The following is a 17975-nucleotide window of genomic DNA, read 5'->3' on the forward strand; positions in this document are numbered from 1 at the left end:
GAAACGAGGAAGAAAACATGTCGTGGTTGTTTAAACCAGAACCGAAAATCGTTAGCCGGGAAGATGCTCTGCCGGGGCGCGCGGAACCGATCTTGGAGCCGCAGCCGCACGCTGTGTTGGGCACGCCGATTACCGGCCCCTGGAAGGAGGGGCAGAAGTCTCTCGTGATCGGCATCGGCTGTTTCTGGGGTGCGGAGAAAATGTTCTGGGAAACCCCCGGTGTGGAGTCCACGTCCGTTGGCTATGCCGGCGGCACCACCCCAAACCCCACCTATTACGAGGTCTGCCGCGGGCTGACCAATCACGCGGAGGTCGTGCAGATTACCTATGACCCGCAGCAGGTAACCCTGAAAGAGCTCGTGGTCAAGGCCTTGGAGGCACACGATCCAACGCAGGGCTTCCGCCAGGGCAATGATGTGGGAACGCAGTACCGCTCGGCCTTTTATCCAGAGACCGAGGCCGAGCGCGTGGATATTCAGGGCATCGTTGGCTCTTACGCGGGCAAGCTTGCCGACGCCGGCTTTGGTGACACCACCACCGAAGTAGTCGTGCTATCTGAGACCGACGCAGGCGAGTATTACCTCGCCGAAGACGAGCACCAGCAGTACCTGCACAAAAACCCGCACGGCTACTGCCCGCATCATTCCACTGGCGTGAAGTGTGGCTAAGACCCAGCCATGCCGGGATAGAGCGAGAAGCGTTTCTTAGCTAAAAACGCTTTTTTACCTGGTGCCGGAAATCGGAAGGCTTGTTGAGCTGGTCGCGCTCGACGAAGGCGCGCATGCGCTCTGCCAGTTCTGGCGTTAGCTGCGTACGCGCCTGTGAGCCGAGCACGCTATCCCAGTACCAGAAGGTTTCCTCGAAGTAGTTATGCCCGTGCCCGCCGGGAACGTTGAGGGAGTTGAGCTGGTCCAAAGCAACCTGCCAGAAGGTGATAAACGGCACCCATGGCAGGCGCCTGAAGGTATCTGCGTACAGCGTCCTTGGGGTGGGTTCCTGGATCCAGTCAGGGCGCATGAAGATAAGGCGGCGATCCCACCATACGATGGCGTCCGAGGCGTGTTGGCCAAAGACCACGCGGGGGCGCTGCCAGCGTTGATAGTCGTTGCCGAAGGCATCGTGCTCCATATGAGCAGGTACGGAGGCAAACCTGACGTGCCGCCCGGCGTCGATAAGCGGTAGCCGCTCCAATGAACCGCGGTCGCGGGCGCGGGCCAAACGGCGGGTAAAAGCCGTCATCCGCGGCGGGCCGGTAAAGACCGCGCCGTCGCAAGCCGCCAGCAATTCCTCCAAGTCCCGATAGTTTTCAACGATGCCGTAGCAGCCCAAAGACTCCCCGGCGAAGTAAAGCTTCGGCCGGTTATCCTCCGGCATATCGTTGATGCGTGATTGCACCGCGGCGATGAGTTCGCGTGCAGCATTGATTGGTGCTTTGCGGTCCACGACGTAGCAAAAGACCGAAGGAAGATAGGAAAACTGCAGCGTCACGGTGGCGCAGTCGCCATGGGTTAAAAACTCATAGGCGGATACCGAATAGTTGTTGATCCAACCGGAACCTGCTGGCATCTCAATCACAATGGTGTCGCGGCGGAAGGCACCGGTGCGTTCCAGCTCGGCGAGCGCCTGTTGAGCGGCAGCGATGGGGCCGCGGCCTTGGACCAATCCAATGAAAATGCGGATCGGTTCGTGCGCATCAGAGCAGAGCATGACGTCCTTGATGTCGTGCGCGCGGGGGCCGCGATCCAAAAAGGCGCGGCCTTGTGAGCCCACGGCAGTCCATGGCTCCAGGGACCACGGGCTGCCGGAGCGCTCAGGCTCCCACGGCATCACAGAGCCGGGATAGACCAGCTTATTAAGCTGCAGCGCCTGCATCGAGGCGTCGTGGATGAAGCGCCGCCACAGCATGCGGTCACTAAACAAAGTCATGAGATAACCCACGGTTGATCCGGCCAACGGCCACGCCAGCCAGCGTGGCAGCCAGCGTTGGGCCTGGCGGGAGAGCTGGGTGACAGTGAGCTGAGCGGCCTCGCCGATGACGAGCAGGCTGCCATAACCTAGGATTCCGATGGCGATGCCGAGTGCTGCCGACTGGGGGCCGCGTTCGTTGTACTTGTTGACCAGCTTGGCCTGCTCGCTCTGATTACGCAGAGAGCGCACGCCCATCAAAAGAGTGACTGCGCCCAGTGCGAGGTGGGTGCGGCTGCGGGTGGTGGGGCCAACCCTGTCTTGCGGGCGCTTACCGATGTAGCGCAGCCCGCGTTTAGTGATAAACGCAGCGGTGGTTGCCGTGAAATGTCCGGCTGCCTGCCCGATGGCGACGTTGGCGGCCGTGACCCACCACGGGCGAGGAAGGAGCGAGGGTGAGACCGCCGCCCAGGTGGCAATCTCGGCGGCGAAGATGCCGGGCGCCATATTTTGTGGCAAACGTCTCCTGCCCGTCATGCGTACTCCAGGGGTAAGATCGCTTAGCACTTCCAGGCCGAAAACCGCAGCTGAAAGGGTATGTATGGCTGCGGTGCGGGCGAATTTGCGGGCGATATCACGCATGCGAACCATTCAACCAGCATCCTCACCCTCGTGCAGGGGATGTTTGATCGGGCATAAATGATGTGAAATCGGACAGTCCCTTGTGTGAGATCGGGCGTACAACAGGCGAAGTTGGGGGACTCGGGGCACAATAGGGCTCATGGGAAATCATGTAGGAAACAAAGTCGTACTCATCGGCGCAGGTGATGTTGGAGTTGCCTACGCATTCGCACTCGTTAACCAAGGAACCGTCGACCACCTGGCCATCATCGACATCGACGAGAAGAAGCTCGCCGGCAACGTGATGGACTTGAACCACGGCGTGGTCTGGGCGCCTTCGCGCACCCGCGTCACCAAGGGCACCTACGCGGATTGCGCTGATGCCGCAATGGTGGTCATTTGCGCCGGCGCCGCGCAGAAGCCGGGCGAAACCCGCCTGCAGCTGGTGGATAAGAACGTCAACATCATGAACTCGATCGTCTCCGACGTCATGGCCAACGGCTTCGATGGCATCTTCCTGGTTGCTTCCAATCCAGTGGACCTTTTGACCTACGCAGTGTGGAAGGCTTCCGGCCTGCCGCATGAGCGCGTCATCGGCTCCGGCACCATCCTGGACTCCGCGCGTTATCGCTACATGCTCTCGGAGATGGATGACATCGCTCCGACCTCCGTCCACGCCTACATCATCGGCGAGCACGGCGACTCTGAGCTCCCGGTTGTCTCTTCGGCCAATATCGGCGGTGTGTCCTTGTCCCACCGCTCCGAGGAGGACCCGGGCTACAACGAGCGCATCGAGAAGATCTTCGAAGATACTCGCGACGCTGCCTACACGATCATCGATGCCAAGGGTTCCACCTCTTACGGCATTGGCATGGGCCTGGCACGCATCACTCGTGCAGTCATCCAGAACCAGGCAGTTGTGCTTCCGGTTTCTGCGTACCTGCAGGGCCAGTACGGCGTTGAGGATGCCTACATCGGCACCCCGGCAGTGATCGATCGCTCCGGTATCAACAAGGTCGTTGAGCTGGCGCTCGACGAGCACGAAAAGGAGCGCTTCCGCGCTTCCTATGAAACGCTCAACAAGATCAAGACTGAGATCTTCGGATAGTGAAAATCGTCGCACACAGGGGATACTCCGGTAAATATCCGGAATTGTCCCCTCTTGCATTTGCTAAGGCGCTGGAGCTGCCGATTCACGGCCTCGAGTGCGATATCCGCCTGTCCCGGGACGGCAAGGTGGTGGTCAACCATGACGCCACCCTTGACCGCACCGCGGGCCGCCCAGGCCGCATCGCGCAGATGGATTGGGAGGAGTTGCACCAGGTCGATATCGGCGGCGGCCAGCACATGTTGCTGCTCGATGAACTGCTGGAGATGCTGGGCGATAACCCGCATCACCTTTACATCGAAACCAAGCATCCCTCCGGCCAGGGCGATGTCCTTGAAGAACAGCTGGTGCTGCGCTTGCGCTACGCCGGGCTTCTCGACGACCCCCGCATCCACATGATTTCCTTTTCCCACAAAGCAGTCCGGCGCATGCAGTCTCTTGCCCCGCAGGTCGATCGCTTCTATCTACGTCGCGACTGGGAGCGGCACTTCCCGGATGTTTTGCTTTCCCGCCCAACGGGCCTGGGCATGTCGTTGTTGCGTGCCAAATTGCGCCCCGATGACATCGGGGCCCTTGGGCTTCCCACCTATCTGTGGACGGTGGATAAACCGGATGACATGAAGTGGGCGTGGTCCAACGGGATAGACATTTTGGCCACGAATCAACCAGAAGTGGCCCTACACGCCATAGAGCTCTAGCCAGCAGGTAGATTGGTGAACATGGCCAAGAAGAAAAAGAACAAGGAACAGCTGCCTGAGGGAATGTCTCGCCGTCAGGCCAAGCTAGCTGCTCGCGCCGCAGAGCGCGCGGCCCTAGAAAAGGACGCCCGTCCGTTTGGCGGCTTGAGCGCTGAGGCTTCCCTCGTTGCGATGCAGGAATTCGTTCCTTCCGCGACTGCAAAGCTTTCCCTCAAGGGCTTTGACAAGGACGTTTATGTCGCCACCGTTCTGCCGGGCGCTTCTGCCGCACTCATCCGTGACGATGAGTTCGGCGGCGACGCATTCGTGGGCTTGCAGGTACAGTCCCACACCCACAACCCGGGCCGCGACCTCGCATTCGCCCTGAACTGGGTAAAGAATAATGAGCCGGGCTCTACCCTTGAGTCCACCGCGGCAGACGGCTCCGAGCCGGCTCTTAGCGAGCTGCTTGAGGAATCTGCAGACTTGGATATCAACGTCTACCAGGACTTCTCCTGGTGGATGCCAGAGGGCGCTCAGATCACCCCGCAGGTGGCGCAGTCCATGCAGATGGCAAACGACTCCGTCATCGAGTCCCACCAGGTAGGCAACGACATCGAGGGCATCGCCTTCTGGGCAAACGCCGGCGGCGGCAAGGCGCACATCCGTTGGGTACGCCCGAACGATGATGAGAACGCCTTCTTGAACGCCCTGGCCCGCGTTGCAGCACGCGGCGAGCTGAACCTTGGTGAAAACACCAAGTTCGCCGGCGTTTTCCGCACCCACGGCCTCATCGCGCCGGTCTTTGACCTGCAGCCAGAGGTAGCATTCGACTCCTACGAGGCAGAGCTTGCCCGCGTAGACAAGGCACTCGCCGCAGAGATCGACAACGACGAGAACCTGAACTCCGACGAGCGCAAGCAGCTCGAGAACATCAAGTCCCGCCAGGTCACCCTGCGCTAGAAAGTAGCTGTTTAGTACTTCCCGCGCGGACGATGCGCCTACAAAAGACACAAAGAAGGGGAGGCACCTCCGATGAGGTGCCTCCCCTTTCATGATCGCTGCTTTACCGGGAGCGGTCTTACTTCAGCGAATCCCATAGCTGCTGGGTTGCTTCTTCATCCCAGAGCACCACGTTGCCCACCGTGGTGTCCTCGAAGCCGCCGATTGGCACGGTCTCGGTCTCCACGCCGCTGGCCATGGCCAGCGCCACGCGGGCCAGGTGCCAGACGTGGTCTTTTTCGCCCACGATGAAGGAGCTGGCGGTGTGGTTGACCAGGGAGATGGTCCTAAACGGATTGATCAGCGTGCCCGGCGAGGTGATCTTATCCAGCAGCGCTGCGAAGAACTCGCGCTGGCGCTGGACACGGTCAAGGTCGCCCATCGCGGTAGCGCGCGTACGCACATAGCCCAGCGCCTCCGGTCCGCGCAGCTCCTGGCAGCCCGGCTGCAGGTTGATGCCGGCGAGCGGATCATCAATCGCTTCCTTGACGCAGATATCTACGCCGCCAACAGAATCGACCACGTTGGCCAGGCCGCCCATGCCGATTTCGGCATAGTGGTCGATGTGCAGGCCAGTGGATTGCTCCACGGTTTCCGTCAGCAGCTGCGGGCCACCATAGGTAAAGGCAGCATTGATCTTGTCCATGCCGAAGCCGGGTACCTCGACGTAGCTATCGCGGGGAATGGAGACCAGCTTGGCCTTGCCGGAGGTCGGAATATGAAGGACCATGATGGTATCGGTACGGCCAACGCCCACGTCACCGCCGGTGCCGAGCTCTGCCTGCTGTTCCTCCGTCAGCCCCTGGCGGGAATCGGAGCCCACCAACAGCCAGTTGGTGCCCGCCGTATTGGAGACCTGCTGTTCCGGCATCGCCTCGATGCGGGTCAGGCGCGAATCCGTCCACAAGGTAAAGACCAAAGTCAGCACGAGCATGATCGCCACGAACCAGCCCAGGCAGCCCAAAGACTTCTTAATCGGGTTTACCTTCTTGCGGCGGCGATGCGGACGCTGCGGCTTTACGCCCCTTGTGCCTTCAGGTGAGCGATAGCTGCGCGGTACATCCGGCGTTGCGCGCCGAGGCGCGCGCTGTGGCATAGGCTGTTGCTCGAGCCGGGGCGGCGTGCGCCGTGGCGCGCCCTGATTGCGCTCCATGTATGCGCCCACATCAAAACGGGTTTCTTCCGGGCGGGGAGAGGTTGGGCGGGAGCTAGGGTTACTCGCCGCAGATCCTGCCCGCGGTGGGCGCGGCGCTGCTTGGCGACGCCGCACTGGGCGCCCAAAGCGGTCCCTTATAGGTTTGCCGTCAGCACCGAGCACGTAGTCTGCGGCCGAGCCTGCGCCGGAATCTGCTCCGGAGGCGGGCACAGGGCTATCACCTGCGCGGCGTGCCTCGCGATGCGGGTCTCGTCCAGATTCAGTCATGCGCTCAACTCTACATCGAATTCACTCCTGTCCCATATGTGTACATGCGTTTGTCCACATGCGTGTGTCCCGAACTGGGCCGTGAATAAACAGAATACGCAATCTAGAAAAGCAGGGCATATCCCACGAAAGCCACGGCGTCGATGAGAAAGTGCGCGATGATAAGCGGCCAGACCTTGCCGGTCTTGGCATAGAAGTATCCGTAGACCAGCCCCATCACGATGTTGCCGAAACCTGCCGATACACCCTGGTAGAGATGATAAGAACCGCGCAGGATTGATGACGCCGCGAGGGTGGCCGGCAGCGCCCAGCCTGATTGGCGCAGGCGGGTCATAAACCAGTAGACCACCACGACTTCCTCGGCAAAGGCGTTCGCGGCTGACTTCAAAAGCAGCACTGGCATTTCCACCCAGGCATTATCGAAGGAGGTTGGGACGACTTCCTTGGTCCAACCAAAGTGCAGCGCAGAGTAGTACAGTGCGAGCCCCGGCAACCCGATGAGCGCGGCCAGGCCTGCGCCCTGCAGCCAATCCCTTACACGCGGGAAACGCTCAAGCATCGCCGCGGGTTTGTTTCGGACCGAAAGCAAATAGAGCGCCAGCGCGCCCCAGGAAAACAGCACGGCGGCGGAGCAGAGCTGCAGGCCCAGGTCCAGCCACGGGGAGACAGATTGGCTCGAGTTGATGGTCACCGATTGCTCGTTTAGCGGTGCTGGATTGAGCAGGTCATCGATGAGCCGCAGCACCGAGCGCACGCCCGAAATACCAAAACTCAAGGCCAAGACGATGAGGATTTCCGTCAGCGTTGCTCGCATCGCCTGGGGTCGAGCATCCTTGTGTAGATTGCGCGTCATGGGTGCAGCACTTTCGCGAGGCCGAGCAGCTCGGCGTCGTCAAGCGTGATGCCTCCCAAATGCACGCCCACCGGCGGATGGTCTGGCACCTTCCAGGGAATCGAAACCGCGGGCAGCATCGCGACGTTGAACAGCGAGCCCCACGGCGACCACCGCGTTTGTTCGTCGAAATTCTCCTGGTGCGGGAGGGAGGTGAACGCGCCGCGCCTGGGCGGATCATAGGCCAGCATTGGTGTGAGAATGGCGTCTACCTGCCAGTACTCCGCTAACAACGCTGGCAGCTGCGCCGCGTGTTCGCGCGCCGCCGCGTGCTCCGCGTTGCTAACCTGCATCCCGTGCTGGCGAATCCACTCGGCATAGCCGGTGGTCTCCGGGAGCTTGGCCAGCTTGCGCATGAATAGGTTCTGGAAAGCTTGGAATGTCTCGCCTGCCTGCGGATAGGGCGAAATCGACACCGTTTCAAAACCCTGGCCCTCCAGTACCTGCGCTGCTTGATTGACCGCCTGCACCATGTGCGGGGCAACGGCCGTGGAAGCAAAGAGCGGATCGACCAGCACGCCTACCCGTGCGCGTGGCGTCCGTGGGCGCAGCTCGTGGAGAAAAGCGGCGTCGTCAAGAGTGCGCGCAATAAAGCCCTGCACCGCCAGCTCCTCGCCGGAGGGCTTGAAGCCCACCACGCCACAAGCCGCAGCGGGCACACGGATGGAGCCGCCTCCATCCGAAGCATGGGCCGCACGCAGCAACCCTCGGGCCACCTGCACGGCCGCACCGCCCGAGGAACCACCCGGCGTCTTTCCTGGATAGAGCGGATTATCTGGATGTGGCAGGCCTACCGGCTCCGTATCTATCCGCAGGCCCAGCTCCGGTGCCGCGGACTTACCCACGATGCGCGCTCCCTGCTGCTCCAAGCGCTCGATGAAAGGATCGCTGAACTCTGGGAGATAGGTGCGCTGCGCATGCCCCATGGTGGTAGGCATGCCCGCTACATCGTTGAGATCCTTGGCGGAGAGTATCCACCCGCTCAACCGGCCTTCCGCCTGTGGTGCGCGCTCCAAGTCGAGGTGGGTAAATCCATGCTCTTCGGCGCTTAAATGCCCAAGCGATTCGCGGAGAGCCGCCAAGCTGAAATCCGGGGAAAACTCCATGGCGCCACAGTCTAGTGGGCTAGGGTTGCCAGCATGAGCACCGCAACAAAAATTGCCTTCCTTGGTCCCGCCGGTACTTTCACCGAGGCTGCCCTGCAGCAGATGGCCAGTGAATTCGCTGCAGTGGAGCCGCTGCCAGTGGACTCGCCCGCGGCAGCTGTGAACGCGGTGCGCGCAGGTGAAGCGGACTATGCCTGCGTTGCCCTGGAAAATTCGGTCGACGGTGCGGTGACCGCCACGTCCGACGCCCTGGTCGATGGCGACGCAGTGCAGATCTATCGCGAAGTCGACCTGTCTGTTGCGTTTAGCATCATGGTTCGGCCCGGCACTAAGCCCAATGACGTGCGTACCTTCTCCACCCATCCGGTGGCCTTTCAGCAGGCCCGTGGCTGGTTGGCAGAGAATCTTCCCGCTGCCACGTTTGTTGCCGCCAGCTCCAATGGCGCCGCAGCCCAGGCGGTAGCTGCGGGGGAAGTCGATGCGGCAGCAGCGCCGGCCCGCGCCGCGGAACTCTTTGAGCTGGACACGCTTGCCGATGCCGTGGCCGACGTCCAGGGCGCCACCACCCGCTTCGTCCTCGCGGGGCTGCCCGGAAAACCAACGACCCGCACCGGTCGTGACAAGACCGCAGTGGTCTTTACCCTTCCCAACGAACCCGGTTCGTTGGTCGGCGCACTGGAGGAATTCGCCCACCGCGGCGTGGATCTTTCCCGCATCGAATCGCGACCTACCCGCACCGGACTCGGCACGTATAGGTTCCACGTGGAACTAGTAGGCCACATCGATGACGAACCCGTGGCCGCAGCGCTGCGCGCATTGTGGTTGCGCGCGGAAGAACTCGTCTTCTTGGGTTCGTGGCCCTCCTATTCGGATAAGGGCACGCAGCCGCGTGATCTATCGCGCTTGAAAGCGGCAGATGAATGGGTAGCGCGGGCACGGAAGGGCCAATAGTGTAGGAAACTATGAGCGGAAGAATCTTTCTCGTGCGCCATGGCCAGACCTACTCCAACGTCGAGCACCTGCTTGATACACGCCCGCCGGGAGCCGAGCTTACCGAGCGTGGCCGTGGTCAGGCCACGGACGTGGGCCAAGAGCTTGCGGAGCTAACCGCAGGCCGCAAGGTGCGCTTTTATTGCTCTATTGCGTTGCGCGCCCAGCAAACCGCGATGCTGGCGGCGGAGTCTTTTGCCAAGGCCACCGGCCAAATCCGTGTGCCTGTGGAGGTGAAGACGGGCATCCACGAAGTCTTCGCCGGCGACTTCGAGATGGACGGCAGCGAGGACGCCCACCGCTCCTACATGGTGGCGCTGCGCGGCTGGCTCGACGGCGACGAGAACGCCTGCATGGAAGGCGGCGAGACCTACCGCAACGTTTTGGAGCGCTATCAGCCGGTGATTGAAGAAATTGCCGCTAACTTAGGCGAGGACGAGGACGCGGTCGTTGTCAGCCATGGCGCTGCCATTCGTGTGGTCAGCCGTCACGCCACCGGAGTCGACGCGGACTTCGCCTACACCGGGTACATGGCAAACGGACGTTTTACGGTGATGGAACCCAACGGCCAGCCCTTTGGCAAGTGGACACTGAAGCGCTGGGCAGATACCGATATGGAAGAATCCAGCAGCATCTAGCCGAGGGGGCTAACCCCAGCCCAGATGGTGTAGCTCGTGTTCTTCTAGCCCGAAGTAGTGGCCTAGCTCGTGGAAGACAGTCACCTCGACTTGGTGCGCCAGCTCTTCTTCCGTGTTGCACCATTCCTGCAGCGCACCGCGGTAGATGAAGATGGTGTCGGGTAGAAAGCCCGTGTGGTCGAAAGTGCGATCTGGAAGGGCCACGCCCACGTAGAGGCCCAACAGGTGGGGATTTTCTGCGTTGAAATCCTCCACCAAGATGGCCAGGTTGCGCATCCGCTGGACGAACTCGTCCGGGAGTTTATCGAGCGCATCGTTGACCATCTCATCGAAGCGCTCTTCGCTTACTAAATACACCTGCTGCTCGTTATCGCCTTTTGTATTACCGATTTGCTCGGCTTATTACTGCGCGGCAGGTGCCGGAGCGTTAGCCGCCGAGTTATTGTCTGCTGGGGCGCCTTGTGCGTTAGGCGCTGTGGTGGGCGCTGCGGAAGGCTTGCGCACCGGATTGCGCTCTGGCTGGACTGCTGGTGGCGCGCCGTCGATAGTCAGAGCGTCACGGCCGCCGGTGGCTGAGCCGGTGATTGCGGAGAAGTGGCCATCGTTTGGGTGCATCAAAGAGCAGTTCACGGAGCGGCTGCCACCGTTCCATGCGGCCTCGCTGACCGAGCCCCAGAAGGGCTGCAAGGTGGACTGATAAAGGTTTTCTTCCTCGCCCAGGTACTCGATGGCGGCGGCCGTACAAGTTTCGTTGAGGTAGGAGTTTAGTTCCTCACCGTTGGGGTAGCCACCGGTGAAGTGTTCGCCTAGGTTCACGATGGATACGGTCTCCAGCTGGTGCGGCTGCGCACAGTCCACGGTGCGCACGATCTGCTTGTCATCAATGCTGCGGCATTCGCCAGGCTTGGCGACGACCGACTGATCCACCGCTTCCACGTTGCCGGTATTTAGCTGTGGAACGCCTGCCTCATCGGTGGTCTGTAGGCCACAGAGTAGGGTGCGATCTCCTTGCTGCCATGCTGCCTGTGGCGGCAGGACGGATGCAATGTCGAACTTGCCGTTTGGATCCCATTTGCCGTGCAGGTAGCCCAGGGTGCTGGACTCGCACAGCTCATCGCGCAGCGCGTTCTGGCGGGTGACGTCGGGCCGCTCAGCGTCGGGGCCGAACTCACTGGTGGGGTAGGTGCTGAGATCCTCGCGAGCAGCAACCTCAAAGCGGTGCGGCTTATCGCAGGAAATCTCGGCGAAGTTGGAGATTTCTCCCTTGCCGTCGATGTCCCAGGATAAGCAGGTGCCGGACTCGGCCGAGGTAAATGCAACTACCTCCGGCTCGGCGGAGGGCTGCTCTGCTTTATTGGGAGCGGACTGGTTGCCAGTATTCGGGCTAAGCAGCCCGTATGCACCGAGAAACGCGGCGGCTGCGAGGGTGGCCACCAAGAATAAGCGGACGGCAAACGATGAGCGCCAAGGAGAATTCTTACTCATAAGGCCTCCCATAGTACCCGCCTGCCTGGGATTCTTCTTATCTCTTAGGTGTCGAGAGCGCGGCTTACCCGCGTGGTAAGCCGGTAGCGGTCGGTGCGATAGACCGAAGAACACCACTCAACTGGGCGATCGCCCGAGCGGGACTTGCGGATGATGTGCAGCAGTGGGGTGCCGGGCTCGACGTCGAGAAGCTGCGCTATCTCCGCATCCGCCGCAATCGCCGTGACCGTCTGATCCGCCTCCGTGATTGGCAGATCGAAGTTGGAGTCCAGGATGGCGTAGACCGAGTTGTAGATGTCATTTTCCAGAAGGTTGGGAACAAAGGCAGAGTTATACCAACCGTCATCGATGGAATAGGGCTCCCCATCGCCCAAGCGAAGGCGGCGCAGGTGGGTATGCGTCACGGAAGGATCGGCGCCGAAGAACTCGGACACCTCATCCGGGGCTGACGCGCGGCCGCCCAAGAGGATTTTGCTGGAGGCCTGGACACGTTGGGCACCCATTTCATCGGAGAATGAGGCCAAATGCAGACGAGATACTAGGGGATTAGGGGCGACGAAAGTGCCTTTGCCGCGCACGCGCCGCAGGCGTCCGGCGGCAACCAAATCACCGATAGCGCGGCGCACCGTGATGCGAGAGACGCCATAAGTCTCTTCCAGAATGCGCTCACCTGGGAGGATGTCCCCTGGTTTCAAAGTGGTGTTGCACAGCTCGGTGAGGATGTCACGCAGCTGGGCATGCTTTGGGACGGGTCCATCGGTGATTATTTGTGCGGTCATAAACACATAATAATTCGCTGGTTATTACCACTGCAAGGGCAGCTTAGTGCGCTAAACTCTTAAGCGTGATTGATCTAAAGTTCCTCCGCGAAAACCCAGACGTTGTCCGTGCCTCCCAGGTAACCCGTGGTGAGGATCCAGCTCTTGTTGACGAGCTTCTGGCCGCCGACGAAGCCCGCCGTTCTGCCATCCTGGCAGCCGACGAGCTACGTTCCGAGCAGAAGGCCTTCGGCAAGAAGATTGGCCAGGCATCCCCAGAAGAGCGCCCAGCCCTGCTGGAGGGTTCTAATGAGCTGAAGGAAAAGGTCAAGAAGGCCGAGGCGGAACTGGCTGCTGCTGAAGAAAAGGTAAACGAGCTGCAGTTCCAGCTCTCCAACGTCGTGGAGGGCGCGCCGGCTGGCGGCGAGGATGACTTCATCGTCCTCGAAGAGGTTGGCACGATCCCAGAGTTCGACTTCGAGCCGAAGGATCACTTGGAACTCGGCGAGTCCCTTGGGCTTATCGACGTAAAGCGTGGCGCCAAGGTGGGCGGCGCCCGCTTCTACTACCTGACCGGTGACGGTGCCTTCCTGCAGCTGGGCATGCTCATGCTCGCGGCACAGAAGGCGCGCGAGGCTGGCTTCCAACTGATGATCCCGCCAGTTCTGGTTCGCCCAGACATCATGGCTGGCACCGGCTTCTTGGGCCAGCACTCCGATGAGATCTACTACCTGCCGGCAGATGATCTCTACCTCGTCGGTACCTCCGAGGTTGCGCTCGCGGGCTACCACAAGGATGAAATCCTGGATCTCAGCGACGGCCCAATCAAGTACACCGGTTGGTCCTCCTGCTTCCGCCGCGAGGCTGGCTCCCACGGCAAGGACACCCGCGGTATCCTGCGTGTTCACCAGTTCGACAAGCTGGAAATGTTCGTCTTCTGCAAGCCGGAAGAAGCAGAGCAGATGCACCAGATGCTGCTGCAGATGGAAAAGGACATGCTCGCTGCGATGGAGCTGCCTTATCGCACCATCGACATCGCTGGTGGCGACCTTGGCTCGTCTGCTGCCCGCAAGTTCGACAACGAGGCATGGGTTCCAACCCAGGGCTGCTACCGCGAGCTAACCTCCACCTCGAACTGCACCACCTTCCAAGCGCGTCGTCTGCAGACCCGCTACCGCGACGAAAACGGCAAGACCCAGTACGCCGCAACCCTCAACGGTACCCTGGCCACCACCCGCTGGCTCGTTGCCATCCTGGAAAACCACCAGCAGGCCGATGGCTCCGTGGTTGTCCCAGAGGCGCTGCGCCCATTCGTGGGCAAGGACGTTCTACGTCCGCGCTAAAGCAGATTAGTTAACAGTTATATATACGTCCCCCGGGTTTTCCTGATCCGGGGGACTTGTCGTGCTTAACTAGTAATTGTTTTGTCCGAGCTACCTTTAGCCTCCACAAAGTCCCGCATTTTTAACCAGGGGGAAGAACTATGAACGCCGTTAAAGACTTCTTTTATCAACGCATTGTCACCCTGGCACGGGGCGTTACTATTGCGCAGGGGCTTAAGTTTCGCACCTGGGGCGAGGAGAATATCCCGGACAAGGGCGGTGCGGTGCTCGTGGTCAATCACACCGGTTACATGGACTTTGTCTTCGGCGGTTTTCTGCCGCATAAGAAGAAGCGCCTGGTGCGCTTTCTGACCAAGGCCGGCGTCTTCAAGACCCCAGTCGTGGGCCCACTGCTGAAGATGATGGGCCACATCCCGGTAGACCGTATAGATGGTGGAGCTTCCATCCGCCAAGGCATCGAGCTGGCCAAGGCCGGCGAGCTGGTCGGCGTCTTCGCCGAGGGTACGATTTCCCGCAGCTTCGAAATCCGCAGCATGCGTGGCGGCGCAGCCCGCATCGCTTATGAAGCCGGCGTGCCGATTATCCCGACGGTCACCTTCGGCTCCCAACGGTTGTGGACCAAGGGACAGAAGAAGAACCTGGGCCGCAGCAATACCCCGCTGCTTATCCGTGCCCTCGAGCCTTTTAAACCGACTGGCGACGTCGAGGCAGACACCGCCGAGATTCGTCGCCGCATGCAGGAAGGCCTCGAGATGCTCTGGAAGGACTACGAGGCGGAGTTTGGTCCAATGCCGAAGGGCGCTTTCTGGGTTCCAGCCCGCATGGGCGGCGGAGCGCCGAGCCTGGAGGAAGCAGAGCGCGAGGATAAGGCGGTCGAGTCGGAGCGCTACCGCGTGCGCCGCCTGCGCGATGACCTGATGGGGCTCAAGACTCGCATCTCCGAAGCCACCTCTGAGCTGGTCAAGGATCGTCTGGCCATTACCGCAAAGCCGGCCAGCGGCGAGGTGGAGGAGCTCAAGCGCACCACCCCGGAGACACTCGAGTGGATCAAGGAAAACCTCAACACCGTCATCGAGGAGGCCACTCGTGGCTTGGGTGAGGGCCGCGACAAAGTCACCGAAATCATGGGACAGCTCAAGGTTGACGTGGCTGAGGCGCAGGCCAACATCGCCACCAGTAGCAAGGAAGTCTTCGCGGGCTCCAAGGTGGAGCAGGGCTTGTTGAGCGCTGCGACCCAGTCGCGCCTTATCGTTTCCCGCCTGCCGCACCGCATGAAGGCGCACTTCACGCAGATCCCGCGCATCGTTGTGGCAGATGAATCCACCTTGAATTATGAGGATGGTTCCGTGACCAAGCGCCTGCACGATGCATTCGCCGGCGTTTATCCGGAGTCACAGATGCTGGTGCTGATGTCCCCGCAGGCGTCGGCTTACCCGGACTCTACCTTTGCCAATATCCAGCAGGAACTGTGGAGGATTGAGCATCAGGGCGGCGTCGTCAAGCATGGCTCCGAGGTTATTGCTATGCACCCGCTTTCCGACGCCACCGTCGCCGCCGTCGAAGCACACAGCGACATTGTCGTCGAATGGGCCTACGAGGGCGGGGAAGTAGTCTCTGGTCATATCAAGCGCGAGCTGCGTGAGGTGAAGGACGTCCTGGGTGAAGTATCCGGTGCCCGTTTCGTGGACACCCCAACGGGGCTAATCGTGGTTGCAGATGAGGCATGTCGTTGGGTTGCTACTGAGCAGATTCTTGAGCTAGTGGGGGCGGCCCCGCGTGAGGTGATCGTCTTTGCTGGTGAGGCAGGAGACGAGGTTTTCTTGGACCACACGCAGGTGGTCGCGCTGGAGACCGCACCCATTGAGCTGGTCAAAGAAGCAGGTTCCGTGACCTACTCGGCAGAGCGCGCTGGCGTCTCCGAGGTGCTGGAGGCGATGGCGAAGTTGAATAAGAAGAAGTAGACCTTAATAAAGTTAGGGGAACCGCAAGGAGCGTCTGGATATGACCAGAGGCTCTTTTTATTTGTCCGCCTATACCCCCTTATAGGGGTGACATAAGTTTCTTTCCTTTATAAAAATTAATGAAAAATGCTGGTTACGGTGGAGGAACTTACGAGTGAGTAGCGCAACAGCGCGCTTTCTGTCGTGACCCCTAACATAAGATTCAGGAGAAAAGATCTTCAAGGCCCGAGGCGGGGAATGGACCACTTTGGGCGACCATGAGGCTCCGCCTGTCACCGTAGCGCGCGCCGTGCGAGAGCACGGCGACTGTATTGCGATGGCATAAGGGGCAAGTAAAGGAGATGAGTTTAGTAATGACAAAGCTAAGCAATCAGAGTTTCAACCCGGAATACTTTGAAAAGGCATGGGAGAACTACTCCGATGAGGAATATGACGTCGTCATCATCGGCGGTGGCTCCGTTGGCGCAGGCGCAGCAGTCGACGCCGCTACCCGTGGCCTGAAGACCGCAGTTGTCGAGTCTCGCGACTTCGCAGCAGGTACCTCTTCCCGCTCCTCCAAGATGTTCCACGGTGGCCTGCGCTACCTGGCGATGTTCGACTTCCGCCTGGTCGCCGAGTCTCTCCATGAGCGCGAGCTCAACATGTCCACCCTGGCTCCGCACCTGGTCAAGCCGCTGAAATTCATCTTCCCGCTGACCCACCCAGTCTGGGAGCGCGTGATGATGTTCGGCGGCTTTACTTTGTATGACCTCATGGGCGGCGCAAAGAGCGTTCCGATGCAAAAGCACCTGACCCGCAAGGGCGTGCTGAATGTTGCCCCGGGCCTGAAGGATCACGCAGTGGTTGGTGGCGTGCGCTACTACGACACGCTTGTCGACGACGCTCGCCACACCATGACCGTCCTGCGTACCGCCGCCGAGTTCGGCGCCAGCGTCCGTACCGGCACCGAGGTCGTGGGCTTTGAAAAGGACCGCGGCGGCCGCATTACCGGCGCGCATGTCCGTGACGTTGCAACCGGCCGCGAGACCACCATCAAGGGCCGCGTCTTCATCAACGCCACCGGCGTGTGGAATGACAAGATTCAAGAGATGGCCGGCGTGGAGGGCAAGTTCACTGTCCACGCTTCCAAGGGCGTGCACATCGTCGTGCCGAAGGACGCCCTCGACGCCGATGCTGCACTGTGCTTCGTCACCGAGAAGTCCGTCCTCTTCGTTATTCCATGGGGCGAATACTGGATCATCGGTACCACCGACACGGACTGGGAAAAGGGTCTATCTCTGCCGGATCCGGCACCAACCAAGGCCGACATCGACTACATCCTGGATCAGGTTAACCAGCGCGTTTCCCGCACCATTACCCGCTCCGACATCGTCGGCGTTTACTCCGGCTTGCGCCCGCTTTTGACCGGTAAGTCCGACACCACCACCAAGCTGTCCCGCAACCACGCCGTGGCCAAGGTTGCTCCGGGCCTCGTCTCCGTTGCCGGTGGCAAGTACACCACCTACCGCGTCATTGGTAAGGATGCCGTTGACTTGGCAGTAAAGGAGCTGACTTTCGACGCTCCAGAGTCCGTCACCGAACGCACCCCAATCCTGGGTGCCGAGGGCTACCACGCTCTGGCTAACCAGGTACCGACCTTGGCTAAGCGCTACGGAGTGCACCAGGACGTCATCGAGCACCTGCTTGGCCGCTACGGCTCCCTGCTGGGCGAGGTCCTTGCTCCGGCAGAAGAAGACGCTGAGCTGCTGAAGCCGGTCCCAGGTGCAGAGCAGTACCTGTGGGCTGAGGTGCGCTACGCCGTTACCCACGAGGGTGCACTGCACCTGGATGACATCCTTTCGCGCCGCCTGCGCATCGCCATTGAGTACGCACACCGCGGCGTCGATTGTGCCGATGCGGTGGCCAACTTCGTCGCTCCGCTGTTGGACTGGGACGATGCTACCAAGCAGGCAGAAATCGCCGCATTCAAGCAGCACACCGAAGCCGAGCTGCAGGCAGAAGCAGCACTGACCGACCAAGAAGCAAACGACATCCTCGTGCGCGCGGCAGGCAAGCCGCAGGTATAA

The 17975-nt window shown here is 60.7% G+C and carries 16 protein-coding genes; 9 read left to right on the top strand and 7 right to left on the bottom strand.

Annotation, left to right across the window (positions count from 1 at the left end):
• The first annotated feature begins 17 nt into the window (after nt 1-17).
• Entirely contained in the window at nt 18-668 is a 651-nt protein-coding gene (msrA, locus tag HMPREF3155_RS08695; protein ID WP_070433105.1) for a peptide-methionine (S)-S-oxide reductase MsrA, read from the top strand.
• 40 nt (nt 669-708) lie between these two features.
• Here the strand turns inward: msrA and HMPREF3155_RS08700 are convergent, their stop codons facing one another.
• A complete protein-coding gene (locus HMPREF3155_RS08700) occupies nt 709-2556 on the bottom strand; it encodes an alpha/beta-hydrolase family protein (protein ID WP_082778662.1) in 1848 nt (615 codons plus the stop codon).
• Between the two features lie 130 nt (nt 2557-2686).
• On the opposite strand from HMPREF3155_RS08700, the gene HMPREF3155_RS08705 reads away from it, so the two are divergent.
• From HMPREF3155_RS08705 to HMPREF3155_RS08715, 3 genes are read left to right on the top strand one after another with little or no spacing between them, the layout of a single operon-like run.
• Nucleotides 2687-3634 (top strand): L-lactate dehydrogenase, encoded by a 948-nt coding sequence (locus HMPREF3155_RS08705; RefSeq protein WP_061925105.1) that lies wholly within the window; start codon nt 2687-2689, stop codon nt 3632-3634.
• Complete coding sequence (locus HMPREF3155_RS08710; RefSeq protein WP_070433106.1) at nt 3634-4332, top strand: glycerophosphodiester phosphodiesterase family protein; 699 nt, start codon at nt 3634-3636, stop codon at nt 4330-4332. The genes HMPREF3155_RS08705 and HMPREF3155_RS08710 overlap by 1 nt, the downstream gene beginning before the upstream one ends.
• Nucleotides 4333-4353: 21 nt before the next feature.
• Nucleotides 4354-5274 (top strand): DUF5926 family protein, encoded by a 921-nt coding sequence (locus tag HMPREF3155_RS08715; protein WP_062036768.1) that lies wholly within the window; start codon nt 4354-4356, stop codon nt 5272-5274.
• 118 nt (nt 5275-5392) lie between these two features.
• Here HMPREF3155_RS08715 and HMPREF3155_RS08720 read toward each other — a convergent pair whose 3' ends face one another.
• From HMPREF3155_RS08720 to HMPREF3155_RS08730, 3 genes are all read right to left on the bottom strand, one after another.
• The gene (locus HMPREF3155_RS08720) at nt 5393-6736 is read right to left on the bottom strand and encodes an LCP family protein (protein ID WP_070433107.1); all 1344 of its coding nucleotides are present in this window, start codon (nt 6734-6736) and stop codon (nt 5393-5395) included.
• Between the two features lie 103 nt (nt 6737-6839).
• Complete coding sequence (locus HMPREF3155_RS08725) at nt 6840-7589, bottom strand: CPBP family intramembrane glutamic endopeptidase (protein WP_179294350.1); 750 nt, start codon at nt 7587-7589, stop codon at nt 6840-6842.
• Nucleotides 7586-8734 (bottom strand): amidase, encoded by a 1149-nt coding sequence (locus HMPREF3155_RS08730; protein WP_070433109.1) that lies wholly within the window; start codon nt 8732-8734, stop codon nt 7586-7588. The genes HMPREF3155_RS08725 and HMPREF3155_RS08730 overlap by 4 nt, the downstream gene beginning before the upstream one ends.
• Nucleotides 8735-8767: 33 nt before the next feature.
• Here HMPREF3155_RS08730 and pheA point away from each other — a divergent pair, with 33 nt between their 5' ends.
• Both pheA and HMPREF3155_RS08740 read left to right on the top strand, forming a co-directional pair.
• Nucleotides 8768-9685 carry a prephenate dehydratase gene (pheA, locus tag HMPREF3155_RS08735; protein ID WP_070433110.1) on the top strand — a complete coding sequence of 306 codons (918 nt, stop codon included), beginning with the start codon at nt 8768-8770 and terminating at the stop codon, nt 9683-9685.
• 11 nt (nt 9686-9696) lie between these two features.
• Nucleotides 9697-10362, top strand: coding sequence for a histidine phosphatase family protein (locus HMPREF3155_RS08740; RefSeq protein WP_062043068.1), 666 nt, complete (start codon nt 9697-9699; stop codon nt 10360-10362).
• A gap of 9 nt (nt 10363-10371) precedes the next feature.
• Here the strand turns inward: HMPREF3155_RS08740 and HMPREF3155_RS08745 are convergent, their stop codons facing one another.
• Genes HMPREF3155_RS08745 through HMPREF3155_RS08755 form a run of 3 tightly spaced genes read right to left on the bottom strand, consistent with a single transcriptional unit; the run spans nt 10372 to nt 12626 of the window.
• Entirely contained in the window at nt 10372-10719 is a 348-nt protein-coding gene (locus HMPREF3155_RS08745; RefSeq protein ID WP_096337089.1) for a metallopeptidase family protein, read from the bottom strand.
• Between the two features lie 45 nt (nt 10720-10764).
• Nucleotides 10765-11847: a septum formation family protein gene (locus tag HMPREF3155_RS08750; protein ID WP_070433111.1), complete on the bottom strand. Its 1083-nt coding sequence runs from the start codon at nt 11845-11847 to the stop codon at nt 10765-10767.
• 44 nt (nt 11848-11891) lie between these two features.
• A complete protein-coding gene (locus HMPREF3155_RS08755; RefSeq protein ID WP_061925084.1) occupies nt 11892-12626 on the bottom strand; it encodes a GntR family transcriptional regulator in 735 nt (244 codons plus the stop codon).
• 65 nt (nt 12627-12691) lie between these two features.
• Between HMPREF3155_RS08755 and serS the strand changes: the two genes are divergently transcribed.
• The 3 genes from serS to HMPREF3155_RS08770 all read left to right on the top strand — a co-directional run bounded on the left by serS (nt 12692) and on the right by HMPREF3155_RS08770 (nt 17975).
• On the top strand, nt 12692-13948 hold the full coding sequence (serS, locus tag HMPREF3155_RS08760) for a serine--tRNA ligase (RefSeq protein ID WP_061925081.1): 1257 nt from the start codon (nt 12692-12694) through the stop codon (nt 13946-13948).
• A gap of 140 nt (nt 13949-14088) precedes the next feature.
• On the top strand, nt 14089-15909 hold the full coding sequence (locus HMPREF3155_RS08765) for a lysophospholipid acyltransferase family protein (RefSeq protein WP_070433112.1): 1821 nt from the start codon (nt 14089-14091) through the stop codon (nt 15907-15909).
• A 353-nt stretch (nt 15910-16262) separates the two neighbouring features.
• Complete coding sequence (locus HMPREF3155_RS08770; RefSeq protein WP_070433113.1) at nt 16263-17975, top strand: glycerol-3-phosphate dehydrogenase/oxidase; 1713 nt, start codon at nt 16263-16265, stop codon at nt 17973-17975.

Origin of the sequence: Corynebacterium sp. HMSC06D04 (assembly GCF_001807315.1) — a bacterium.
GTDB classification, from domain to species: domain Bacteria; phylum Actinomycetota; class Actinomycetes; order Mycobacteriales; family Mycobacteriaceae; genus Corynebacterium; species Corynebacterium simulans.